The following is a 23,452-nucleotide window of genomic DNA, read 5'->3' as shown; positions in this document are numbered from 1 at the left end:
ATAGAAATCAATTTTATTTATCTTAAGTAAAGGAGTAGCATCTGCTTGTTCATATGAAAACCATACTACGAAGTAGGAATAATAGATTATATCTTTTATCAGTGATTACTGACAATCTGGGTAGTGCTTTAATGGCATTTGTATTACCTTTGATGGTACTTGATATTACAAAAAATGGTCTCCATTTATCGATTATTTCCGTAATCCAAACACTGCCTGTTTTAGTTTTAGGGCTTCCTGTTGGAGCAGTAATAGATAAGCTTGATGTAAAAAGAGTTCTTATCGTTAGTGATTTAGTTAGACTAATTAGTTACCTTGTTCTGACTACTGCTTTAGCAATGAATTTGCCGGTAAAATTCATGATTTTAATTATCTATATAGTTTCTCTGGTAGTCAGTATTACTAATGCGTTCAATACGGTATCAGAAGTTACATTCGTTTCTTTCTTAGTCGAAAAAAAGGATTTTGCTGAATTAAACAGTCTGATCTATGGAATACAGTATGCGACGAATTTTGTACTACCGATTGTTGGTGGAGTGCTATATAAATTTGTTTCGCACAGTCTTTTGATTGCAATCTGTTCATTTTTCTACTTAACTAGCCTTTTATTAGAAAAAGAAATACAAGTAAAAACTGTATCTAATGCTTCTAATGAATTTTCGACTCTTAAATCAGCGGGTAAAACGGTAACTGCGGACATAAAAGAAGGACTGCGCTATACAATTAAGCTTCCTTCTGTACTATATCCACTAATTTTGACTGCTTTAGTTAATATTGCATCAGCGAATTTTGATAACGATAGTTTAATAGTATTACGTGCACAAATTGGCCTTTCTTCTGAAAGTATTGGTACTATTTCAGCAATTGCGGCTGTCAGTGCTTTAATAGGTACTTTGATTGTAAATAGACTTAATGAAAGGGTTGGCTTCAATTTACTGCTACCCATGCTAGTTTTTATGGCTGCCCTTTTTAGAGTAATTTTTGCATTAAACAAAAATTTACTAATATTAACTGCCGCCATTGCATTTATCTCAATCATTGAATCAATTATTAACATTAGCATAATCACTAATAGACAGGAGCATGTTGAGCAAAAGTATCTTGGACGAGTTACGAGTATATATAAAACCGTCCTAATTGGGGTGAATTCTTTGGGCTACCTTTTTGGAGGTCTTGTAGCAAAAAAAGTAGGTTCAAGATCTGGAATAGGTGTGTCAGCATTTGAACTTTTGATTATTGCTGTAATCAGTGTTTCTTTGATGATAAAAACTAAGCAGAACTGATTTTTGGACTAAAAAATTGTTTTCAGAATTTTATGCACAAAAAAACCTCCGCTATAGAGCTGAGGCAGGACGATAATAATACCGCGTTGAAACTTCATATCTTAAATGATATGTCGCTTGATTTTAAATCTGGTTGTTAAATCAATAATGATTAGTTGCTGGGAGCTACCCAACAACTTCATCTTAACATTTATTTTGGAAAATACAAGGAGAATTGTATGGGATGGAGATCAGTCATTATCACACAACATGCCAAGTTAACCTACTCAATGAATATGATGATTGTACAAACGCGTGATGGCATTAACCAAATTCCAATTGAAGATATTAATTTGCTACTTGTTTCAACAACGCAGGCAGTGATTACAAGTGCATTAATTAGTAAATTGGCTCAAAATCAAACTGAAGTAGTTTTTTTGTTGATGAAAAGTATAATCCAGTTACCGAAGCGGTTGATTATTACCCTGGGGCACGTAATGCTAATAAACTAAAACTACAGTTTAATTGGCATCAAAGTCAAAAAGAATTATTGTGGACTAAAATTGTTAGCACCAAAATTAAAAATCAAATTGCTGTTTTGAGCAATTATCAATTAAAGACAGATACTGTTCAAGCTGAGTTAGATAAGTTGGAACTAAATGACGTGACCACTCGTGAGGCAAGTTCTGCACGTAAATATTTCATGCTTTTATTTAATAAAGACTTTGTTAGACGAGATACTAGTGCGGTAAACGCGGCTTTAGATTATGGTTATGCTATTTTACTTTCAAGTTTTACACGGGAAATTGCTGTAAATGGTTACCTGTCTTACTTTGGCATTCATCATTGCTCAAATGAGAATCAATTTAATTTAGCTTCAGACTTAATGGAACCTTTTCGCCCGTTTGTCGATTATTGGGTAAAGGCACACGAAAAGATGCAGGAATTAACGCCGGATATAAAATATGGTTTAGTCGAACTTTTAAGCTTAGAAATTATTTTTAATGGTAAGAAAACTCTTCTAACTAATGCAATTACAACATATGTAAGAGAATGTTTGAAGTTTCTAAGTGATAATGAAAATAATGCCTTGCCAGAAATGGAGATGAGTTTAACTAATGAGGTACCGAATAATGCGCTTAATGATAATGTTTGACTTACCAACTGAAACTGCTCAAGAAAGAAAAGAGTACCGTCAGTTTCGAAAGAAGCTAATTAATGAAGGTTTCGTAATGGTACAATTTTCTGTTTATGTAAGAGTTTGTGTAACTAGACAGACTGCAAAATTCTTAGAAAAGCGGGTTGAAAATTTTTTGCCTCATGGCGGACTGGTTCAATCACTAATGGTAACCGAGAAACAATATAATGATATGCGTTTCTTAGTCGGAAAGCCCGTCGAAGATGTGCGTAATACTTCTGATCGGACGGTGATTTTATGATTCTGTCATATTTGACACACAAAAAGTGGAATTTACGAGATTCAGGAGTGACAGTTATTACTTTACAAAGTCCGATTGCATATCGTGATTTAGTTCAGGGATTTAAAGGAGAAAACAATTTGCTGCTTTGTAGCGACAGAGACTTTAATTCTCTAGAAATAACTAAAACTTTTGATTTCGTGGGAGACCCATTACTCAGTGAAGACATATCGAAAAGATATTTAACCCTTATAATTAACAGCTATGCGAAGACTATAGACGAAGAAAACAGAAATAAAGTCTTTAAAGCTTATTACAACCTAGAGACTGTATTGCATGATTCACTTTTACTAGAAGATCTTCCGATAGACATTGACTTTAACGAAGATTTGAAAAAGCTGTTAAAATTGGTGGAAATTCATTTTGATAGGAGTGTATTAACCAATCCATATGCTATAATAGAAACTGTTCTAAAAATTCATCAGAATTATGATTTGGGGACAATTCCTGTATTTTGTAATGTAGCGCATTATTTTGATGAGCAGGAATGGCAAGAGGTAGCTAATCTTGCTATGGAAGTCAATTCAAGTGTGATTTTTCTTGAATTTATTAATCCTCAAAATTTGAAAATATCTAAAAACATTACTTGTTATTATATAGATCAAGATCTAGTCGATTGGTACTAACCGCTATATTAAAATTTGATTATAAAAAATCGGTTTTAGATGGTTGTTAAATCAATGATGATTAGAACAAATCAAGGAATACTATCAAACGGAACGAGGTTTTAGATGGTTGTTAAATCAATGATGATTAGAACTATTAGTATCGTTAACAGTGCCTAGCAATTGTTTTAGATGGTTGTTAAATCAATGATGATTAGAACCCGTTTACTTTTACGAATGATATGGCAATTGTTTTAGATGGTTGTTAAATCAATGATGATTAGAACTACCCTAATGAAAGTGGATATACAGGGAAAGTTTTAGATGGTTGTTAAATCAATGATGATTAGAACCCTGACATTACAAAGGATAATTTTCTTAGAGTTTTAGATGGTTGTTAAATCAATGATGATTAGAACCTAAATACTTAACGTTATCTTGTAAGCCTAGTTTTAGATGGTTGTTAAATCAATGATGATTAGAACGCCAAGCTGTCTAAGCTTGAACAAGAGTTAGTTTTAGACGGTTGTTAAATCAATGATGATTAGAACTAGTCAACCTTATGATGAATCTGATATAAAGTTTTAGACGGTTGTTAAATCAATGATGATTAGAAACGAAAAACTTCTTTCTCCAATTAATTGAATTAATCCATGACATAGTACAATTACATAAAGAAAAAACGCGCCAGATAGAGCGCGCTTTTCTTTTTTCCAAATAAAGTCTAAGTATGACTAGTTTTGGTCCAAGAATTATTGCCGATTAATTCTCTACCAATTGATCGGTAGGGGATAAATGATAATAACCAGCGGTAAACACCAAAACTAAAAATGATTCTTAAAATCTCAATTGGGTTGTTAACGGTACTAAAACCAGTTTCAAACCACTGTTTTTTAATCATTAAACCATTAATAGTGTATTCAGTTAATAACAGAGTCAGGATAATCGCTAAGCTTGCCCCCAAATTGAATCTGGCATAAGCAATCAACGTTATAACAGACACGATTGATGATGGAACCACGATAACTGATATATAAGGCACTAATAAAAATAATAGGATAAAGGCCTTAACACCAGCTGACATCCGGTCAGATTTGATAATTTTTCCACCATAGATTTTTAGGCATTGCAGACCACCTTGACACCATCTTGTGCGTTGCCGGATTAGCTTGCCAAGATTAGTGATACCTTCTTGTCTAATTGCAGCGGTATTTAAGAAGGTGCCATAATAACCTCTTAACAGTCCCTTTAGTGAAAACTCACAATCTTCAAGCAGAGAAGAAGACCAACCAACTTTTTCCGCCATGGTTAATGTGACAAATTGTCCATTGCCTGATGCGAGAGCCGAGCCCCAATTAGTACGAGCCATTTGCAACAAGCCATTGTAAACGGATAATTCAAAGTTCTGCATAATCGTCAGATTGTCGACGGTGTTATAGACATCTACGCGTGTTTGAACCAAGTCATAATTAGAATTTTCAAAGGTATTAACTACTTGGTGTAAATAGTTACTATCAAAATGACTATCTGCATCAATAATTCCAACTAACGTTTGTTTTACAGGAAAATTCATTTTAAGCAGATGATTAATTGCGTCCTGCAGGGCCGGTCCTTTACCTTGCTGTGCATTAGGCTTAACGCGATGAATAATGTAGAGATTTTCAGGGTTAGATTGTGACCACTCATCTAGCAATTCTGTAGTGCCATCGCTCGAAGCATCGTCTATAAAAACTAGTTTTAAGTCAATAAAGTCTTTGCATTTATCGTGTAATGTAAGCAATCCTAGCATATCTCGCTTCAATGTCGAATATTCATTCATTGCAGGGATTAAAAGAAGCAATGTATTGAATTTACGCTGAAAGCGAAGATATTTTTCTTGCTTAATATGTTGACTAAATGTTAAGTAAAGGCTAAAACACAAGTCGAAAATAAAGGCACACCCACTGATGATAAGCATAGCCGCTATAAAATACCTCATTTTATCAGCTCCTTGTTATTTAACAGTTACTATTTTTCATGTTCATCTTACCACCATTATTAAGAAATCAGTTAGAAAATGACTTATCAGTTAAGACTAAATTGATATACAAAAATATAGAATAAATAGTGTATGTGACTTAATAGCTAAAATAAAAATCAAGTAGAGTTCTACTTGATTTTTACTAGTTATTCACCTTTAAAAGTGTCGTTTTCTACTTCACGAATGAAATCAGCCAAATGCTTGTAGTAAACATCTGGATTATCAACCATGTGGTGGTGTCCACCATCTGGAGTTGTTACTAGACGTGAGTTTGGAATCTCTTTTTGCATAGTTTTAGCAGTTGAGATTGGCATTGTTTCTTCTTCACCAAAAGTTAACAAGGCTGGGACAGTGATCTTCTTCAGTTGGTCTCTAAAGTGCCAGTCCTTTAGTTTACCAGTGATAACAAATTCATTGTCACCTTGAAAAGCATTATATACTGCGCTTCCGCCAATATCATTTAAGTGGTAGAGCTTAGAAGGCTGCTTACGATCAACAAAATTGATGTTTAAAATGTTGACATCCTCTTGATAACGAGCGTTGTCATAGTCATTTTTTTCTTCACATTCGTGCATGAAGTCAATTTCAGTTTGTGGCAAAACTTGTTGACGGCGGCGGTTAACAGAAGCAACGTATTCATCGATTTCGTCAACCATAGAAGAAATAATTGCGCCTTTTAAGTGATTGCCGTATTTGACAGCATATTCTTGAACAAGAAGACCGCCCCAACTTTGGCCAATTAGATAAAAGTTGTCTAAGCCGAGCTTTTCACGTACTTCATCAACTTCGTCTAAGAAATATTCATAAGTCAGGTATTTTTTAGCGATTTCGGGATCGGAATAGTCAGGCTGATCTGAATAAAGTGATCCCAGTTGGTCATACATTGTTACTTGAACGTCTAGACCTTGCTTTTTAAGTTGATCAGCAGTATCTTCCCAATATTCATGGTTACCGCCAGGGCCGCCGTGCAAGCAAAGTAAATGAATGTCGCCTTGTCCTTGGGTGTTAGTCCAAAGATGGTAACCGTTGTCTAAAGTAATAATTTTGGATCCAGTTTTCATGTTTTTCTCCTTACTTTTTATTAATCAATCTCTATTTTAGCCTATAACGAGTTAAAGCAAAACAGGACAAGAAGAAATAGAGTATGCTTTTGGAACTAAATTTACCTAGCAAGCTTGAATCGATCACTTCTGATGAGTCTTTGCTATACTTAAATTAGGTGGCTTTAGGTGCTCAGCTAGCTAGTAAAAAGCTGATTATAAAGCCATAAACGAAGTTGTAGCGCAACTACTTGCCTGCTTTTGGGTAGCTGCTATTTTTAAAAAAGGTGGGAATGTTATGACTTTTTATACACTTAAGTATATTGAGCAGAATCAAAATACTAACAAAACAATTTTGTATATTCTAATTGCGGTTGCGGCGGTTGCTATGATTGCTTTTACTGTCCTCTATTTGCGGCACCGGTTTAACACCCGCTACCGTGATTTAGGTATTATTGCATTATTGTTCTTGCTGCTATTTGGTGGCACACAATATGAAAAATATGTTCAAACCAACCTGGTTAAGTCTCAATCAGAGCAAATTACACCGTTTATTAAGTCTGTCGCCAAGGACTTTGGAGTGCCTACCAGTGATGTTTTGGTAAGTTCGACGACACTTCAAGACGGTTTGATAGTACGGATCAACTCAAAAGATATTGACTATCAGTTAGAACTAAATGATGACAATAACACTTATTCTTTGAAACAAGCGCATGTGATTAATCATCAAGTTGATATAAAGAATTAGGAGGAGATTGAGATGGACTATACGCAGCTCTTTATTAAATTCGTTTTAGGTGTGTTAACTTTAATTTTTCAAATAAATGTTTTTGGTAAAACCAATATCGCTCCAACAACTGCTCTTGATCAACTCCAGAACTATGTTCTTGGTGGGATTATCGGTGGTGTAATCTATAATTCCAGTATTTCCGTTTTACAGTTTTTACTAGTACTAATTGTTTGGACATTAGTAGTCTTTATTTTGAAGTTTGCGCGTGAGCACAGTAATTTTATTCGCAGTTTAATTGATGGTAAGCCAATTCAGATCATCAAGGATGGGCAAGTTTTAGTAAAAAACTGCTTAAAAGCTGGTATTTCTGCCAATGAGTTAATGTTTAAATTGCGTAGCCAGGGAATCTATTCTGTTGATAAAGTAAAGAATTGTATTTTTGAAAAGAATGGGCAATTGACTGTAATTAAAACAGATGAGAAAAATGTTCGTTTTCCTTTAATAAATGATGGTCAAATCAATCAAGATGTGCTTGAATCTATTGATGAGGATGAAAACTGGCTGAAAGAAGAAGTGAAAAAAGCCGGCTTTAATGATCCTAGTGATATCTTTTTAGCTGATTTTGAAGATGGTCATGTTTCTTTCACGGGGTATGACCGAAAATAAGAAAGAGTAATTAATGGAAAATCTGAATAAAGCACAGCAATTGCTTAACGATGCGGATGTTGTGATTGTCACTGCAGGCAATAAAATGGCAAAAAATGAAGGACTTGATTTACTGGGAACAGAAAATTTTGAGCAAGATTTTCCGGAAGTTGCTAGTAAATATCATGTGAATTCAATTGGGGATGCTCTTGATCACAAGTTTGATTCCTGGGCTGAACAATGGTTATTTTGGAGTCAATTAATTGAAAAATATTCACTTAATTATGTTCCAAGTCCAGCAATGAAAAAACTGCGTGAATTAATTGGCGAAAAAAAGTTTTTTATTGCTACCTCAACTTTTGGACATTTTTTTGAACAAGCTGATTTCAATAAAAATCGAATCTTCAATGCGTTTGGTGACTGGACGATGATGCAATGCTCAAGTGGCGTTAATCATGGTGCTAAAAGTGACCAAGAAGTTGTCCGGCAAATACTGACAGCCCACCAAGGTGATCAAGACATAACTAAGCTAGTCCCGAAGTGTGAGCAGTGTGGTCAACCAATGGAGATTCATATGCCATTAAACGAGCACTTTTACCCAGATACAGACGCTAACACTCGTTTTCGCTGGTTTTTAACTGGGAACGAAGAGGAAAAAGTGGTCTTTTTGGAGCTCGGTGTTGATGAAACGAGCCCTCAATTATTTGAGCCAATCATCAGACTGGTTCAACAATTCCCACAATGGACTTACGTAGCGGCAGATTATCAACAAGAAATGTTACCGCTGGACATTCAAGATAGAAGTGCAGCCGTAAATGCGGATACTGCGAGTTTATTGCAGGCTTTAGTTACAGATTAGGAAGATTGCATGAGTATTTATGTCAAAAATGGCGTTTTGCAAGTCACGGGTTCTCAGGATAAATTGCGTGCGAAAGGCGAAGAAAAACCAAGCTTTATTTCTGATTACACAATGCTTGATATTGAAACAACTGGACTTAATCCCTATCGTGACCATGTGACTGAGCTGGGTGCGGTCAAGGTGCGCAATAACGAAATTGTTGCAGAATTTAGTAAGCTAGTCGTTTATCCAAGATCAAATAAGGTTCCTGCCTTTATAACTAAATTAAACGGAATTACCACCGAGCTTTTACTTAGCGAAGGTGTGCCTGTTAAAGAAGCAATGACTGAATTTCGCGAATTTATTGGCGACGATATTATTATTGGCTATAACGTTAACTTTGACTTGAACTTTTTATATGATTTGACGGAAAAATTCCATTTGCCAGCATTAAACAATGACTATGTTGATGTTTTGCGACTTGCACGTGCGTACTATCCGTTCCAACATAACCGGTTGCTAGACTGTATTCAGCGTGCTGGGATTGCAGAAGAAGAGCAGCATCATGGCTTGGCTGATTCAATCGATACCAAAAAGGTTTACGATGATTTTCGCGATCATTTCACCGATGAACTTCTTACAGAAGCGCAAGGTAAAATTAAAAACATGGACTTACTTGAAGCAGAACTTGAGGCCTGGGAACTAGGCTTTCGCAATCCGATTAGTAACAAGCTGATCACATTTGCAGATGGAATTGGCATGGATAATGATGAAGCAGCTTTAATGGTTAATAACATGGGTGGCCAAGCCCAAACCATTGTCACTCCGGAAACCAATTATTTGATTATTGATGATGATCACTTTTTCAGTAAAAACAACGAGGCATGGCAGAAAGCTCAGGAATACAATAAGAATGGTAGTAAGATTAAGCGACTATCCGAAAGTTACTTCTTAAATATGCTTGATGAATGGGCTAGGTCTTAAAGTAAAAAGCAGAGAGCAATCTTTGCTTTTTTATTTACCTTTGTTGCAAACAGCAGTTCGATTGGCTATACTTAGTTATTATTTAAGTAAGGGACTGACTAAATGGCTCGCAAGCGAAGACGGCAAAGCAGAAAAACTAGTGGTAGTGATTTTTGGGCAATTGTCATTATCATCCTTTTTTTGTTGTGGTTTGTTTCAACCAAGGGTGGCTCAGATCCTAGCGGACACCAAACAATCGAACGTATTGGACGTAATGAACCAGCTAAGAAAAACAAAATTGATCAGGCTAAACCAGCTGCCAAAGTATATGGTGGGTTATCACAGGAAGATTACGCTAAATTAGCTAAGCTTGATTTTAAAAGTGGCAATGAAGCCTACATTACAGTGAATAATGATAAGTCGACGTTAATTAAAAATGCATGGCGCGTTAACCGCGTTATTTATGCAAACTTAGATAGTTTAAATCGGACTTCTCGCTCGAACACTGCCTTTTTGGAAAAAAGAAATGTTGCTAATGATAGCTTACGAGTTCAGCAATATGTTCAACCGACAGCTTGGCACTACAATCGGCGTAATGGGACGCAAATTTATAACCGTGGGCACCTAATTGCGTATTCTGTTTCCGCAGGAATTGATCAAGCGGGTAATTTTAATCCACGTAATCTTTCCGGTGATCAGAATAATCCTAAAAATTTATTTACGCAGTCGGCTTATTCAAACCAAAGGGTTCAAACTATTTTTGAAAGTAGGGTGCGAAAAGCACTAAGAGAAAATAAGCGAGTTATCTATCAGGCTACGCCAATATTTCGTGGCGAGGAGCTAATGGCACGAGGAATCAACCTGCAGGCTGTTTCAACTGACGGCACACTCGACTTTAATGTTTATTTGTTCAATGTTCAACCTGGTTTTTCGTTCAATTATCAAAATGGACGCGCAAAGGTTAACCGCGAAATACAAGTTAAAAATGAAAATCAAAAAGCTTACTACTAATATGTAGTAAGCTTTTTTCGCACAAAATGTGAAATAATGGAACATTTTTAAATGGTAGTGATTCACCCTCTTAGAATTTAGAGTAAAGGAGGATGATTAGCATAGGCAACGGGGAAAGTCAGATAAATTAAAGTCGGCTTTCCTAAATATAATTCTATTTTGTAAAAACAATAAAAATATACCCTTCTAGAGACTGCTTAAATAAATTAGCGGTCTTTAGTCTTGTCTGTTGTAATCGCGTTAAGACAAGCGGGAATCAAACTGCTCAATTTCATTTTTCAATCCATTATAGACATCGTCTGCTTCAATCTCTTTAAGCACTTTTAAACAATAAAGTGCTTCTTTTTTATCTTTTTGGCAAATTGCGAGTCGCCCTTTAGCCATTAGTAATTTATCATAGCGAAAGGTTGCTTTGGCCAAGGTAATTGCTTTAACTAATATCATTGCAGCATCATCAAAGTTCTGTCTGTTCATCAATATTGCTGCTTTGTTAAGAACAAAATTGGTTTCTAGCGATTTTAAAAATGGATATTTTTCTTCAATTGTTTTAATAGCACGATTTGAAATACCAATCATTGTGTCATCGTCAAAAACGAAAAAAATCATGTTCAGTAAATAGAGATCAAGAACATTCCAGTTGTCAGTTTTGGACACCTGGTTTTTCCAAAGTGGTATGACTAAGCTACGTGCTTCGCGTAAGCTGCTTGCATTAAATGCTTTTAGAATGACTTTGATTTTTTGAATCTCCTGATCATTAGGAAATTGCTCACAGCGGTTAAGCAAAGAAGCTATTTTATTAACTTCAGAATTATAGGCAATATTGAAAAGATCAAAAATAATTTGTTCTTTGGCATTAAACTGATAATCGTTTCTTATGTAATCAAATTCAATTTGGGTGATGCCCAATCGTTTGATCAATTTTGTTGCATTTTCATAAGAAGGTTCTTCAAATGAATTTTCGATTTTAGAGAGCGTGGTTCGATTAATTAAAGAGCCAGCTAACTCAGATTGGGTAATACCGCGCGCCGTTCTGATTCCTTTTATTGTTTCCCCGAAAGATTTCACTGCAAGTTACCCCTTTCAATGGCTTATCTGAATAAGGTTAATGTGAAATAAGCCAACAATTCACTAAACTAATCTTTAGTTAGTACTATTATTTAATTGTAAGGGATATATTATCATCACTTTATGAATAAATGATGAATATATGTATTCTTTAAAACTTATAGGTTTCACAGAAAGAAGGGGAAAAATGATTTCTAACTTTATTTTCTTATTTGGCTGCTTAGCAGCACTATTCTAAAGTAATGATGCCGAATTGAGTAAGTTAAACTTCATTTAATAGTTCATACTAATTAAATTGCAAATGCAAAACTATATTTTCAATAACATCGTAGACAAGCAGATTATTTTGTAGTTATTAGTAAGCTATAGAATGAAATATTGTAGTGGGTTTATTGAGTGCATTTTTTAAATGCATGATATAAAAGCACATTCCTAACGACAGTCATGGGAGTGTGCTTTTTGTATGCAGTCAAAGATGATATTATCCTTAATTTATTTTATATATATAAATACCTAATTAACTGAATTAGGTGAAAAAAGATAAAATTAATATTCGGATTAAAAAAGCATTTTATGGAAAAATTGCTTCAAAGTTGACTTGGCAAGTCTAGTTAACAATTAGGTTGAATCGAAAGATTAACAAAAGCAGAACATTATGAATGATTCGGCGTCAATAATTTGTAGTTTTAGCCATAAAAACGAATATTGAAAGAAAAAGCAAGTGCTTTTTTATTGAAGTACGAATTTTTATTAGACAAAACCAGTTGTATTCAGCTAGTTTTTATCATAAAATTAGTGAAGAAAAACTTTAAGCAATACAAGATATAGTGGTGCAGATTAATGGATAACAACAAATTCGTTGAAGTGAAAAATCTCAGAAAAGTTTACGATAATGGACATGAAGCAATCAAAAACGTCAGCTTTTCTGTTAAAAAAGGTGATTTGGTTTGTCTCTTAGGACCTTCTGGCTGTGGGAAGACAACCATTCTGAATATTTTAGCTGGTTTGCTTAATCCAACTTCAGGTGAAATTCTTTTTGACGGGAAGTCAGTAGTAAATGTCGAGCCTAAGGACCGACATATTGGTTACGTTTTTCAAAACTACGCATTGTATCCTCATATGACAGTCTTGCAAAACGTAATGTTTCCTTTAATAGTAGGCAAAAATAAAAAGTCTAAACCTGAGGCGCAAAAAATTGCCGAAAAGTATATGGAATTAACGCAGATTACTGAATTAGCTGATCAAAAGCCTGGTAATTTATCTGGTGGACAGCAGCAGCGAGTAGCGATTGCGCGTGCGTTAGTTCAAGAACCTAAGATTCTTCTGATGGATGAGCCTTTGAGTAACCTTGATGCCAGATTGAGATTGAAGATTCGTGAAGAAATTCGTTCTTTGGTTAAATCAGTTGGTATTACAACCTTATTTGTTACCCACGATCAAGAAGAAGCTTTATCAATTGGTGATAAAATTATTTTATTTAATGATGGTGTCATTCAACAAGATGACTTGGGTGAAAACTTCTATTTAGAGCCTAACAATTATTTTGTTGCTAACTTTGTTGGCAACCCCGTAATTGACAACTTTAAGGTAACAAAGACCGATAATGAATTGCAGGGAACTGACTTCACCATCAAATTAGCTGATTTAGATGAATCACGCTTTAAACGCTCAATTCCTAACGGTGAATACTTATTGTCCGTTCGCCCTGAAAACATTGTTCCTGCTTCAGACGGCATTCTTAACGTGAAAGTTGATGATGTCGAGTTAATTGGTCGAGAACGTATACTAAAATTTACACATGATGACTCTCAAGCGCGCTCTTTGATTAGTCTTGAAGTACCAGTTAATCATGGTGATCAAGTTAACCTTAAGATGAGACTTGACCGTGTATTTCTATTTACACCTGATGGGGAGCGGGTTTACTAATGAAGACCAATCAGAAAAAAGCGTGGCTGTATTTAGCACCAACAATTATCTTTGTAACTTTATTCAGTATTTATCCTATCTTACGTGCCTTTGGCATGAGTTTCCAAAGTGGATCACTAATCGATTTAACTTGGACTGGATTCAATAATTATAAATACATTTTTAGTGATCCTGAATTTTGGTTGGCAATTAAAAACACCTTACTCTATGCCGTAATTTCGGTACCGGTTGGTCTAGCAATTTCAATCATGCTAGCTTGGATCATTTTTGACAAAGTTAAACATAAGGCATTGTTTGAAACCACCTTTTTCATGCCATATGTAACGTCAACGATTGCAATCGGAATTGTCTTCCGTTACATTTTCAACGGCGATTACGGAATGTTGAACTTTTTGCTACGGGCTGTACACTTGCCAGCGCCAGATTGGATTGATGATCCAGCAATGTCTTTAACAACCATTATTATTTTCGGTATTTGGTCTTCTTTGGCCTTCAATATTGTTATTCTGATGGGTGCACTTAGGAACATTGATCCTAACTTCTACACGATTGCTGATATGTACGGTGCTAGTGGCAAAGATAAGTTTTGGCGAATTACAATGCCACAACTTGTTCCAACAATTGCCTTTTTGCTGACAATGAATATCATTGGTGCCTTCAAGATTTATACATCAGTCTATGCGCTGTTTAATGGTGCAGCTGGTGTTGGTAACTCCGGAACCACTGCTGTGTTCTACATTTACAATAAGTTCCAAACAGTGGGTACTCCAGGGGTTGCAATGGCAGCGACGGTTGTCTTGTTCCTGATTATCTTATTTGCAACATTCTTACAACGTAAGATGATGAAAAAGATAGGAGAAAATTAAATGAAAAAGATTCGTTTAGGTGTTGTCTTCAGCTATATTATCTTATTCATCTTTGCTTTCATCACCGTTTTTCCATTCATTTACATGATACTAGGCGGATTGATGAACTTTCAGGAAACAACATCAATTCCTCCAACATTAATTCCGCACCACTTTGAGTGGTCCAACTATGCAAAGGTTTTTGCTAGAGCCCCATTTGGCCGCTACTTCTTTAACACAGTTTTGACAGCAACAGTTACGACTGTAGTTAGTCTATTTAATTCACTACTTGGTGCCTTTGCAATGGTTAACCTGCGCTTCAAGGGTAAGGGTGTCATCCAGATGGTGATGCTTTCTCTTTTGATGGTTCCAGGTGAAGCAATTATTTTTACTAACTATAATACAATTGCTCATCTCGGCTTACTTAACACCTATATTGGTTTGGTTTTGCCATTCCTAACGTCAATTTTCTACATGTACTATTTACAAAGTTATTTTGGCTCAATTTCAACCACGATTTACAAAGCGGCGATGATTGATGGCGCAAGCGACTGGGATTACATTTGGAAAATTTTGGTACCAATGTCAAAGAGTGGTCTCTTTACAGTTGGTTTGTTGAGCTTTATTTCAGGCTGGAACTCATTCTTGTGGCCATTACTTGTTACTAACGAAGACACGATGAGACTGTTAAACAACGGTCTGTCTGCCTTTGCTTCTGATGCTGGTAGCGAAACCCAATTGCAACTAGCAGCTGCAACACTGACTGTTTTACCGATTTTAATTTTGTATTTCATCTTTAGAAAACGGATTATTAAGGGAGTAGTACGTAATGACATCAAAGGCTAAGACATCTATTACTTTTTATAATGGTCTAACAACTATTGGCGGACCAATGATCGAAGTGGCTTATAACAAATCACATGTTTTGTTTGATTTAGGTGAAGTATATCGTCCTGAATTAGATTTGCCTGATGAAAAATATCAAACTTTGATTGAAAATCAGTTGATTGGTGATGTTCCTAACTTTTACGATCCTGAACTTACTGGAAAGCCAATTGATCATCAACGCTGGGAACATGCTGCTGCCTATATGTCACACTTGCATCTTGATCATAGTAAAGCAATGAATTTCTTGGCACCTGAGATTCCGCTATATGCAGGCCCACTTACTGCCAAGATGATGCCAGCTTTAAACGAACACGGTGACTTTTTATTACCAGCTGCTGGTCATGAAGCAAGCTACGTTCGACCAATTATTGCAGCGGAGTACCGCAAGCCAATTCTAGTAGGTGATATTACGCTTGAAGTTTGGCCGAGTGACCACGATGCTTATGGTGCAACAGGTTTAATTATTACTACTCCAGATAAGCGAATTGCATATACTGGTGATATTCGCTTACACGGTTATCACCCTGACTGGGTACACGAATTTTTGGCAGCCGCTAAGAACTGTGATGCCCTGATTATTGAAGGTACCGGTGTTTCTTGGCCTGAAGAAAAACACGATCAATCAAGTGAAGAATTCACTGGTCCAAAGAATGAAAATGAACTGACTGCTCAATTTGTTGAATTGCAAAAAGACAATCCTGAGCGGCAGATTACATTTAATACTTATTCTACTAATGTTGAGCGACTCTTGCGCATTATTGCAGATTCACCGCGCCGCGTTGTTTTGCATGCGCAAAGAGCGCACTTGCTCAAGGAAAGCTTGGGCAAGGACTTTGATTACTATTACTTGCCAGGGGAAGAGAAATTTGCAGATTTGCAACCGGAACTAGCAGTTTCTTATCAGGAACTGCTAAATGACAGTCATGCATACCTCTGGCAAGCAGTTGGTAATTATACTGACTTACAGGAAGGTGGATTATACATCCACTCAAACGCTGAGCCGCTGGGTGATTTTGATCCAGCTTATCAGCCTTTCCTGCAAGCTTTGTCAGATAAAAAGATTGAGTTCAAAGGCTTGCGTTGTTCCGGTCACGCAGATGAAAAAGAACTCAAGGAAATTATTAAGGAGGTTCAACCAGCAACCTTAATTCCGGTGCACACATTGCATCCGGAGCTGGAAGAGAACCCATTTGGAGAACGGATTTTACCGAAGCGCAATCAAACTATTACGCTTTAGTTAATCAAAAAATTGTTGTTTAGTTTTTATTTTTTGGGAGGTTTACCAAATGAAGTTTAGTAAAAAGCTTGCTGCCGCTTTTGCAGTTAGTTTGACACTAGTAGGTACTGCAGCTTGTTCTAATGGCGGAAGCAATTCTTCTTCGTCATCATCATCTAGCAGTTCATCTAAGATTACCAAGGTTAAGAAGAATACCACTATTACTTTGTGGCACGGAATGACCGGGGTACAACAGGATACCTTAAAGGAATTAACAAAGGAATTCGAAAAGGATAATCCTAAGATCAAGGTTAAGTTGGAAAACCAAGGTCAATACAATGACTTGCAAGCTAAGATTAATTCAACTTTGCAGTCACCAAACAATTTGCCAACAATTACACAGGCTTATCCTGATTGGCTACAAACTGCAGCCAAGAATAAGATGTTGGTAGATATGACACCATACATTAACAACAAAGAAGTTGGTTGGGGAAGTGCTAAGGCTTCTGATATTAAAACCGCTCTTTTAGATGGTGCTAAGATTAACGGAACTCAATACGGTATTCCATTTAACAAGTCAATTGAAACTTTAACTTACAATGCTGACATGTTTAAGAAATACGGTATCAAGAAAGCTCCTGCTACAATGGAAGAATTGAAGCAGGATGCTAAGACAATTTATGAAAAGAGTAACCATAAAGTTGTTGGTGCTGGTTTTGACTCATTATCAAACTACTACACTTTAGGTATGAAGAATGAAGGCGTAGATTTCTCAAGCAAGATTGACTTTGCTGGTGCAACTTCTAAGAAAGTTATCAACTACTATGCTGATGGTATCAAGGATGGTTACTTCAGAGTAGCTGGTTCAGAGCACTACCTATCAGGACCATTCGCTAACCAAAAAGTTGCAATGTACATCGGTACTTCAGCTGGTGAAGGTTTTGTTAAGCAAGGTGTAGGCAACAAGTTTACTTACGATGTTGCTCCACGTCCTGGCAAATACACTATGTCACAAGGTACTGATATCTACATGTTTAACCACGCATCTGCTGATCAAAAGGCTGCTGCATTCATGTACATCAAGTTCTTAGTTTCAAAGACTAGCCAACTTAAATGGGCAAACGCAACTGGTTACATCCCAGTTAACAATGCTGCTGCAGAATCTTCTGAATACAAAGACAACAAGAAGATTAAGTTACCAGCTAAATTGGAAGACGCAATGAAGAACCTCTACAGTGTTCCTGTTGTTAAGAACGCTGGAGCTGCATATGGTCAATTAAACCCAATTATGCAAAATATTTTCGCTGCTGCACAAAAGAAACAAAATGTTAATAATGCAATTAACACAGGCAAGTCAAAATTTGATGCTGCTTGGAAGCAATAAAAACTAAATAGCAAGATTATAAAAAGGATTCGTCTTGATGACGAATCCTTTTTTGCTTTACCACTGCGTTTTTGAAATATTAATGGCCTGTGCAATGTACTTGTTGACTATGTTGATGTTAGCTCTTTTTTCTGAGTTGACTAGCGACAAAATACCATAAGACAATTTTTGATCTGTTTTTAAGGGAATATAGCGCAGATCGGTATCGTCTTTGTTGTATAAAATGCTAGGGACTATGCCAATTCCCATTTTTGCTCGGACATACGCGATTAAGACCGAGGAGTCAATTTCCTCTTGGTAGTTAATGTCGTAGGGACTACTTTGTAAACTAAATTTTAGACTTTCAATTGCAGGAAAATTATCGTGGCCATTCCACAAATAAATTTGGCGGTTAGCCAAGTCGCTAAAATCAATGTTGTTTTTAATAAAAAGACTGTCACCCTGCGGAACAACAACGGAAAAGCCTTTTTGTAATACTTCGACGTAATGCGTTTCATCCTTTTCGTTAATAATATCTTTTTGCATGAGCATCAAATCAATTGTCCCATCGCAAATCAGCTTGTTGATATTGTGTTCTTGACCAGGATCAACGAAAAAAGGCTTTAGCTCAAGATTAGTCTGCGTATTGATTAGTCTTAGTGCAACAGGTAACCACTTTTTTTCAAAGGGCAGATCTGTGTAGCCCATCTTGATTTTAGGACGCATAATGGCGCTACTTTGGCGCAGATTAATAATTGTGTCGTTAATTTCAGCCGTGGAAAGCACCATTTGATTATAAAAAATCTTTCCTTTATCGGTTAATGCTATTTGGTGATAGCCACGTTTGAAGAGCTTTACCTGTAATTCCTTTTCTAAGTTCTTGATGTTTTTAGAAACAGTTGATTGTGAGAGGTACATTTTTTGTGCAGTTTGCGTGAAGTTTAGTGTTTTAGCCAAAGTTAAAAAACAGTTCACCTGAGTTGAATTCATGATTTAATATTCCTTTTTGTCATTATGCCATTCGGTTTTCAGTTTATCACACCCTCATTATTGATGTAATATCAAGCTGTATTCAAGAATTAGTATTTAGAGGTGATTTTGATGAATAATCAAAAAAGGAATATTAGGCCCTGGGTAGTTATGTGCTGCATAGGTTTGATTTCTGCAGCATGTTTGGGCTCAAGTATGGTTTTAATGGGTTCATTTTTAGCTCCATTAAGCCAAGCTCTACATACTCAGGTTTCAACCTTATCTTACTACTACACAGTTTTGGTTTTAACAATGGCTGTGATGACACCAAATGTTCCCAAAATTTTGGCTAAGGTAAACAATCGCTTGTTATATGTAGTTGCCAGTTTGGCAGTTGCAGTCAGCTTAATTATGATGCCGCATTTTACCAATATTTGGCTCTTTTTCATTATTGCCATCATTATCGGGATTGCGATTTCATTTATGTCGTTTACACCAGTTGGTATTTTGCTTGATAACTGGTTTGCGGAAAAAGCAGGTTTTGCGGTTGGACTTTGCTGGGCAATTACTTCTGTTTTCCAAGGAATCATGAGCCCAATTTTATCAGTTTTAATTGAAAAGGTTGGTTGGCAAAGCAGCTTAACAATTTTAGCTATGATTGTAGCCGTTTTAAGTGTGCCTTGTGCTTTATTTGGTGTTAACTTCTCACCTGAAAAAGAAGGACGTAAGCCATATGGCTTTAATGAACAGACGGCACAAACCGACGCAGCTGAAACGGTTAAACCTGTTTCTAATCATGAACTCTTCAAGTCAGCAACTTTTTGGATTCTATTAGTAATCGTAATTTTGTTACAATTCCCAGCTGTCTTAAATCAGATGTTTCCAACTTACGCTGTTTCTGCAGGCTTTGATGGTGCTGCGGGCGGCTTCATGGTTACTTCAGCAATGCTATTTGATATTTTCCTCAATCCATTAGTTGGTTCAACTTGTGATAAGTATGGAGCAGAAAAAGCAAGTTTAGCATGGCTTTTGTTGGCAGTTATCTCTTATGCACTATTAATCATTGCCACCAATACTCGTTCTGCTGGCTTGGCAATCTTCAGCGCAGGGATTAATGATGTTTTCTATGTATATCTCGGAACTGGTATTACGACAATTGCAACTGCAGCTTTAGGTAGAAGAGCATTTGCTAAAGGATTTTCTTATATTAACTCAATTGCCTTTTTAATTGGTGCATTCGCAATGCCAGTTAATAACTTGATTGCGGAAAAAATGGGCGGCTTTGTTGCGGTGTACATTTTCTTTGCAATTATCACTGTAGTAATTATGGCCTTAGTAGCCGTTATTGCTAAAAATCACTTTGATCAGTCACATAGTTAGGAAGTATTTTTATGAACAACCAAGAATATGATGTAATCGTTGTTGGTGCAAGTAACGCTGGTGGAATGGCCGCTGCGGCTGCTGCCGAAAAAGGTGCCAAGGTTTTGGTCATTGATAAAATGGGCAGTGCTGGCTATTTATACCGCGAAACGATTGCTGCAATTCACAGTAAAGCACAAAAGAAGGCCGGTGTTGAAATCGACCGTAACGAATTAGTTAACTTTATTTCTACTTTTAACCAAGGAAACGTTGATCAGCGTTTATTAAACGTTTGGGCAGACAACAGTTCAGAAATGGTTGATTGGCTCGATGATGAAGTTTTGCAACCCCATGGTGCATACATTAAGGCAACGCCAGATGCGCATTACGAAACTGAACGTAACCGTGCCTTTCCTACAGGAAATGAAGCAACAGCGCCTGACGGTAAGTACTGGCAAATGGGTTACGGTAATTGGGTAATTGCTAAGGCAGAAGAGCTCGGTGCAAAATTTGCTTGGCATACAAAACTAGAAGAACTAATTGTTGAAAATGGTCGGGTTGTCGGTTTAGTTGTGAAAAACATGAAATCGAAGAAGACTTCAACTTTTAGAGCTCGTAAAGGCGTAATCCTATGTACTGGTGGTTACGGTTCTAACCAAGCACTAATGCAAAAATGGAATCCACTTGGCTTAAAGACAAACGTTTATACCGATAGTCAAAGAGACGATGGCTCAGGAATTGTAGCTGCTTTGAAAGTAGGCGCCGTTAAAGATGAAGAACCTGCTTCAATTGTGTTCAACCGTGGTGCAGTTCCAGTTGGAACAAATGCGGAAGACTTCTATGAAGTTGACTTGACTCCGCCTGATGATCCAGGTTACTTATGGCTAGGTTCCTATCCAATGCTAAAAGTTAACTTAAATGGTGAACGTTTCTTTAACGAAAGTGCACCATATCAATTCCAAATGACAGCTGCTTCAAAACAGCCTGGTTACTTAAGTGCAATGATCTGGACAGAAGAAACAATGAGTGATGAAAGCCTCAAGCAATATCATACATTGGGTTGTTCAAGATTAGGTTTCCCAGGAATCTTTACTGGAGAAGAAGCACGTAAAGAAGTAAATGATCGTTTGAACGAAGGCTTGGTTCAAAAGGCTGACACAATCGAAGAGCTGGCTGAAAAGTTAGGTTTACCAAAAGAAAACTTGCAAAAGACCGTTGACCGTTACAATGAAATGGTAAGCAAAGGTCAAGATAGTGACTTTGGTAAAGAAAGCTATCGTTTAGAGCCAGTTAATAAGGCACCATATTATGGGGCGATTGTTGGGGGTAGATTATTAGCTACACTCGATGGACTGCGAGTTAACACCAAGATGCAAGTAATCAACAAGCAAGACAAGGTAATTGAAGGCTTGTATGCAGCTGGTAACTGCTCTGGCGGTTTCTTCTGGGGTATCTACCCAGATCATGTTCCTGGTTTAACTGCTAGCCATGCTTTAACTTTTGGCCGCTTAGCTGGTAAATACGCAGCAGAATAGAAATTTACAAGACTTGTCCTTTTAGGGCGAGTCTTTTTTGTTGCCAAAATTGATCAAGAAGAACAAAAAAACTTAATTAGCAAGTTTATTGCTTCAAAAACGAACTTTAATTGCAAAAACAGATTAATATCGAGATAAAAGCGAATGTTTTTGTTGTAATCTTTCTTTTACTGCTATACAATAGACAAGAATAAAATAATTGACAAAAAAACGTGCTGATTAAACACCGATTTTGGAGGAAAAATCAAAAATGAATTTTGGTAAAAAACTGGCAGCATTAGCTGTAGCAGGATTAGCTTTAGTAGGTACTGCTGCTTGTTCGAGTGGTGGCTCGTCGTCATCTTCAACTTCTGACACAAATAAGATACCGAAGGTAACCAAGAAAACGACTGTTGTTTTCTGGCATGGGATGCAAGGTCAGCAAGAAACTACATTAAAGAAACTTGCTAAAGAATTTGAAGCTAAAAATTCTAATATTAAAATTAAGCTTGAACAACAAGGCGATTATGACAATTTGCAAGCTAAGTTGACTTCTACAATGCAGTCACCAAAGAACTTGCCAACAATTACCCAGGCATATCCTGGTTGGCTTCAAAGTGCTGCTAAGAATAAGATGTTAGTAAACCTGACTCCTTACATTAATAACAAAGAAGTTGGTTGGGGAAGCGTTGCTGCATCAGAAATTAAGCAAGGGATGCTTGACGGCGCCAAAATTAATGGCACACAATACGGTATTCCATTTAACAAGTCAATCGAAGTTTTGATTTACAATCCGGACATGTTGAAGAAGTATGGTATCACTAAAGTACCTTCAACTAATGCTGAATTAAAGCAGGCTGCACAAACAATTTACCAAAAGAGTAATCACAAGGTTGTAGGTGCAGGTTTTGATAACCTTAACAACTACTACGTATTAGGTATGAAAAATGAAGGCCAAAACTTCTCCAGCAAAGTTGACTTTACTGGCAAAGAATCTTCACGCGTTTTAGACTACTTCGTAAAAGGTGAAAAAGCAGGTTACTTCAGAATGCCTGGTTCTGATAAGTACCTATATGTACCATTCACTAACCAAAAACTAGCAATGTTTGTTACTTCATCATCAACCGAAACTTGGATTAAGCAAGCTGCTAAGAAGGGCTTTAAATATGAAGTGGCTGCTCGTCCTGGTAAATACACAATGCAACAAGGTACTGACATCTACATGTTTAGCCACGCTAGCGCGATGGAAAAAGCAGCTGCATTCAAATTTATGAAGTTCCTATCGTCTAAGGAAAACCAAATTAAGTGGGCAAAAGAAACCGGCTATATTCCAGTTAATGAAGACGCTACAAAGTCAGCTGAATATAAAGAAAATAAAGAATTTATGTTACCTGCTAAGTTAGAGGACATTCTGTCAACTAACTCACTATACAGTGTGCCTGTAATTAAAAATTCTAATGCAGTATTTAGCCAATTAAATCCAATTATGCAATCAATTTTATCTGCTGCACAAAAGGACCGTAACGTTAATAGTGCAATTAAAACTGGTAAGACAAAATTTGATGCTGCATGGAAACAATAAAAATATAAATAATTAAAAAGTGGGCTTTTTAGCCTGCTTTTTTAGTTGTCGTTTTGCAAAGGAATGGTAAGATAAGATAAGCAAATCAATAGCTTTCATTATAACTAGAAAGCTAACCAATCTAAGGATGGGG

At 36.4% G+C, this 23,452-nt stretch carries 20 protein-coding genes, 1 pseudogene and 1 CRISPR repeat array; of the genes and pseudogenes, 17 read left to right on the top strand and 4 right to left on the bottom strand.

Annotated elements, in window-relative coordinates:
• Nucleotides 1-53 precede the first annotated feature (53 nt).
• The 4 genes and pseudogenes from H3R25_RS06575 to csn2 all read left to right on the top strand — a co-directional run bounded on the left by H3R25_RS06575 (nucleotide 54) and on the right by csn2 (nucleotide 3,366).
• On the top strand, nucleotides 54-1,283 hold the full coding sequence (locus tag H3R25_RS06575; RefSeq protein WP_255527107.1) for an MFS transporter: 1,230 nt from the start codon (nucleotides 54-56) through the stop codon (nucleotides 1,281-1,283).
• A gap of 218 nt (nucleotides 1,284-1,501) precedes the next feature.
• Nucleotides 1,502-2,418: pseudogene (cas1, locus tag H3R25_RS06570) on the top strand (type II CRISPR-associated endonuclease Cas1).
• On the top strand, nucleotides 2,396-2,701 hold the full coding sequence (gene cas2, locus H3R25_RS06565) for a CRISPR-associated endonuclease Cas2 (RefSeq protein ID WP_187158499.1): 306 nt from the start codon (nucleotides 2,396-2,398) through the stop codon (nucleotides 2,699-2,701). Before cas1 ends, cas2 begins: the two are co-directional and overlap by 23 nt.
• A gap of 11 nt (nucleotides 2,702-2,712) precedes the next feature.
• Entirely contained in the window at nucleotides 2,713-3,366 is a 654-nt protein-coding gene (csn2, locus tag H3R25_RS06560) for a type II-A CRISPR-associated protein Csn2 (protein ID WP_232354579.1), read from the top strand.
• 32 nt (nucleotides 3,367-3,398) lie between these two features.
• Nucleotides 3,399-3,962: a CRISPR direct-repeat array (repeat unit 36 nt; unit sequence GTTTTAGATGGTTGTTAAATCAATGATGATTAGAAC).
• A 107-nt stretch (nucleotides 3,963-4,069) separates the two neighbouring features.
• Here csn2 and H3R25_RS06555 read toward each other — a convergent pair.
• Nucleotides 4,070-5,323 carry a glycosyltransferase family 2 protein gene (locus tag H3R25_RS06555; protein WP_198194653.1) on the bottom strand — a complete coding sequence of 418 codons (1,254 nt, stop codon included), beginning with the start codon at nucleotides 5,321-5,323 and terminating at the stop codon, nucleotides 4,070-4,072.
• 188 nt (nucleotides 5,324-5,511) lie between these two features.
• Nucleotides 5,512-6,426, bottom strand: coding sequence for a proline-specific peptidase family protein (locus H3R25_RS06550; protein ID WP_198194652.1), 915 nt, complete (start codon nucleotides 6,424-6,426; stop codon nucleotides 5,512-5,514).
• Nucleotides 6,427-6,703: 277 nt separating this feature from the next.
• Between H3R25_RS06550 and H3R25_RS06545 the strand changes: the two genes are divergently transcribed.
• From H3R25_RS06545 to H3R25_RS06525, 5 genes are all read left to right on the top strand, one after another.
• The gene (locus tag H3R25_RS06545) at nucleotides 6,704-7,153 is read left to right on the top strand and encodes a DUF3290 family protein (protein ID WP_074426121.1); all 450 of its coding nucleotides are present in this window, start codon (nucleotides 6,704-6,706) and stop codon (nucleotides 7,151-7,153) included.
• 12 nt (nucleotides 7,154-7,165) lie between these two features.
• Complete coding sequence (locus H3R25_RS06540; protein ID WP_101138703.1) at nucleotides 7,166-7,801, top strand: DUF421 domain-containing protein; 636 nt, start codon at nucleotides 7,166-7,168, stop codon at nucleotides 7,799-7,801.
• 13 nt (nucleotides 7,802-7,814) lie between these two features.
• On the top strand, nucleotides 7,815-8,639 hold the full coding sequence (locus H3R25_RS06535; protein WP_198194651.1) for a Sir2 family NAD-dependent protein deacetylase: 825 nt from the start codon (nucleotides 7,815-7,817) through the stop codon (nucleotides 8,637-8,639).
• Between the two features lie 9 nt (nucleotides 8,640-8,648).
• Entirely contained in the window at nucleotides 8,649-9,602 is a 954-nt protein-coding gene (locus H3R25_RS06530; protein WP_198194650.1) for an exonuclease domain-containing protein, read from the top strand.
• A 102-nt stretch (nucleotides 9,603-9,704) separates the two neighbouring features.
• Nucleotides 9,705-10,592 carry a DNA/RNA non-specific endonuclease gene (locus H3R25_RS06525; RefSeq protein WP_109715105.1) on the top strand — a complete coding sequence of 296 codons (888 nt, stop codon included), beginning with the start codon at nucleotides 9,705-9,707 and terminating at the stop codon, nucleotides 10,590-10,592.
• A 240-nt stretch (nucleotides 10,593-10,832) separates the two neighbouring features.
• Here H3R25_RS06525 and H3R25_RS06520 read toward each other — a convergent pair whose 3' ends face one another.
• Nucleotides 10,833-11,657 carry a helix-turn-helix domain-containing protein gene (locus tag H3R25_RS06520; protein ID WP_074425976.1) on the bottom strand — a complete coding sequence of 275 codons (825 nt, stop codon included), beginning with the start codon at nucleotides 11,655-11,657 and terminating at the stop codon, nucleotides 10,833-10,835.
• An 840-nt stretch (nucleotides 11,658-12,497) separates the two neighbouring features.
• On the opposite strand from H3R25_RS06520, the gene H3R25_RS06515 reads away from it, so the two are divergent.
• From H3R25_RS06515 to H3R25_RS06495, 5 genes are read left to right on the top strand one after another with little or no spacing between them, the layout of a single operon-like run.
• On the top strand, nucleotides 12,498-13,583 hold the full coding sequence (locus H3R25_RS06515; RefSeq protein WP_198194649.1) for an ABC transporter ATP-binding protein: 1,086 nt from the start codon (nucleotides 12,498-12,500) through the stop codon (nucleotides 13,581-13,583).
• Nucleotides 13,583-14,449 carry a carbohydrate ABC transporter permease gene (locus H3R25_RS06510; RefSeq protein ID WP_046306029.1) on the top strand — a complete coding sequence of 289 codons (867 nt, stop codon included), beginning with the start codon at nucleotides 13,583-13,585 and terminating at the stop codon, nucleotides 14,447-14,449. Before H3R25_RS06515 ends, H3R25_RS06510 begins: the two co-directional genes overlap by 1 nt.
• Nucleotides 14,450-15,274 carry a carbohydrate ABC transporter permease gene (locus H3R25_RS06505; protein WP_109715108.1) on the top strand — a complete coding sequence of 275 codons (825 nt, stop codon included), beginning with the start codon at nucleotides 14,450-14,452 and terminating at the stop codon, nucleotides 15,272-15,274. It begins immediately after the preceding gene.
• On the top strand, nucleotides 15,258-16,553 hold the full coding sequence (locus tag H3R25_RS06500; RefSeq protein WP_198194648.1) for an MBL fold metallo-hydrolase: 1,296 nt from the start codon (nucleotides 15,258-15,260) through the stop codon (nucleotides 16,551-16,553). The genes H3R25_RS06505 and H3R25_RS06500 overlap by 17 nt, the downstream gene beginning before the upstream one ends.
• A 49-nt stretch (nucleotides 16,554-16,602) precedes the next feature.
• Nucleotides 16,603-17,916, top strand: coding sequence for an extracellular solute-binding protein (locus H3R25_RS06495; protein WP_198194647.1), 1,314 nt, complete (start codon nucleotides 16,603-16,605; stop codon nucleotides 17,914-17,916).
• Between the two features lie 57 nt (nucleotides 17,917-17,973).
• On the opposite strand, the gene H3R25_RS06490 is transcribed toward H3R25_RS06495, so the two are convergent.
• Complete coding sequence (locus tag H3R25_RS06490) at nucleotides 17,974-18,885, bottom strand: LysR family transcriptional regulator (protein WP_198189015.1); 912 nt, start codon at nucleotides 18,883-18,885, stop codon at nucleotides 17,974-17,976.
• Between the two features lie 111 nt (nucleotides 18,886-18,996).
• On the opposite strand from H3R25_RS06490, the gene H3R25_RS06485 reads away from it, so the two are divergent.
• The 3 genes from H3R25_RS06485 (at nucleotide 18,997) to H3R25_RS06475 (ending at nucleotide 23,319) form a co-directional block, all read left to right on the top strand.
• Complete coding sequence (locus H3R25_RS06485; protein ID WP_198194646.1) at nucleotides 18,997-20,244, top strand: MFS transporter; 1,248 nt, start codon at nucleotides 18,997-18,999, stop codon at nucleotides 20,242-20,244.
• An 11-nt stretch (nucleotides 20,245-20,255) separates the two neighbouring features.
• Complete coding sequence (locus H3R25_RS06480; protein ID WP_198194645.1) at nucleotides 20,256-21,758, top strand: FAD-dependent oxidoreductase; 1,503 nt, start codon at nucleotides 20,256-20,258, stop codon at nucleotides 21,756-21,758.
• A 250-nt stretch (nucleotides 21,759-22,008) separates the two neighbouring features.
• On the top strand, nucleotides 22,009-23,319 hold the full coding sequence (locus H3R25_RS06475) for an extracellular solute-binding protein (RefSeq protein ID WP_198194644.1): 1,311 nt from the start codon (nucleotides 22,009-22,011) through the stop codon (nucleotides 23,317-23,319).
• Nucleotides 23,320-23,452 lie beyond the last annotated feature (133 nt).

This window comes from Lactobacillus sp. M0390 (genome assembly GCF_016102085.1).
GTDB classification, from domain to species: domain Bacteria; phylum Bacillota; class Bacilli; order Lactobacillales; family Lactobacillaceae; genus Lactobacillus; species Lactobacillus apis.
Note: the sequence above shows the minus strand (reverse complement) of the source record. Positions and strands in the feature narration are given on the sequence as shown.

Excerpts from the sequence above, each read along its gene's own strand:
- H3R25_RS06575 (WP_255527107.1), top strand. The coding sequence starts at position 54 with ATGAAAACCATACTACGAAGTAGGAATAATAGATTATATCTTTTATCA.
- cas2 (WP_187158499.1), top strand. The coding sequence starts at position 2,396 with ATGCGCTTAATGATAATGTTTGACTTACCAACTGAAACTGCTCAAGAA.
- H3R25_RS06555 (WP_198194653.1), bottom strand. The coding sequence starts at position 5,323 with ATGAGGTATTTTATAGCGGCTATGCTTATCATCAGTGGGTGTGCCTTT.
- H3R25_RS06550 (WP_198194652.1), bottom strand. The coding sequence starts at position 6,426 with ATGAAAACTGGATCCAAAATTATTACTTTAGACAACGGTTACCATCTT.
- H3R25_RS06545 (WP_074426121.1), top strand. The coding sequence starts at position 6,704 with ATGACTTTTTATACACTTAAGTATATTGAGCAGAATCAAAATACTAAC.
- H3R25_RS06540 (WP_101138703.1), top strand. The coding sequence starts at position 7,166 with ATGGACTATACGCAGCTCTTTATTAAATTCGTTTTAGGTGTGTTAACT.
- H3R25_RS06535 (WP_198194651.1), top strand. The coding sequence starts at position 7,815 with ATGGAAAATCTGAATAAAGCACAGCAATTGCTTAACGATGCGGATGTT.
- H3R25_RS06530 (WP_198194650.1), top strand. The coding sequence starts at position 8,649 with ATGAGTATTTATGTCAAAAATGGCGTTTTGCAAGTCACGGGTTCTCAG.
- H3R25_RS06525 (WP_109715105.1), top strand. The coding sequence starts at position 9,705 with ATGGCTCGCAAGCGAAGACGGCAAAGCAGAAAAACTAGTGGTAGTGAT.
- H3R25_RS06515 (WP_198194649.1), top strand. The coding sequence starts at position 12,498 with ATGGATAACAACAAATTCGTTGAAGTGAAAAATCTCAGAAAAGTTTAC.
- H3R25_RS06510 (WP_046306029.1), top strand. The coding sequence starts at position 13,583 with ATGAAGACCAATCAGAAAAAAGCGTGGCTGTATTTAGCACCAACAATT.
- H3R25_RS06505 (WP_109715108.1), top strand. The coding sequence starts at position 14,450 with ATGAAAAAGATTCGTTTAGGTGTTGTCTTCAGCTATATTATCTTATTC.
- H3R25_RS06500 (WP_198194648.1), top strand. The coding sequence starts at position 15,258 with ATGACATCAAAGGCTAAGACATCTATTACTTTTTATAATGGTCTAACA.
- H3R25_RS06495 (WP_198194647.1), top strand. The coding sequence starts at position 16,603 with ATGAAGTTTAGTAAAAAGCTTGCTGCCGCTTTTGCAGTTAGTTTGACA.
- H3R25_RS06490 (WP_198189015.1), bottom strand. The coding sequence starts at position 18,885 with ATGAATTCAACTCAGGTGAACTGTTTTTTAACTTTGGCTAAAACACTA.
- H3R25_RS06485 (WP_198194646.1), top strand. The coding sequence starts at position 18,997 with ATGAATAATCAAAAAAGGAATATTAGGCCCTGGGTAGTTATGTGCTGC.
- H3R25_RS06480 (WP_198194645.1), top strand. The coding sequence starts at position 20,256 with ATGAACAACCAAGAATATGATGTAATCGTTGTTGGTGCAAGTAACGCT.
- H3R25_RS06475 (WP_198194644.1), top strand. The coding sequence starts at position 22,009 with ATGAATTTTGGTAAAAAACTGGCAGCATTAGCTGTAGCAGGATTAGCT.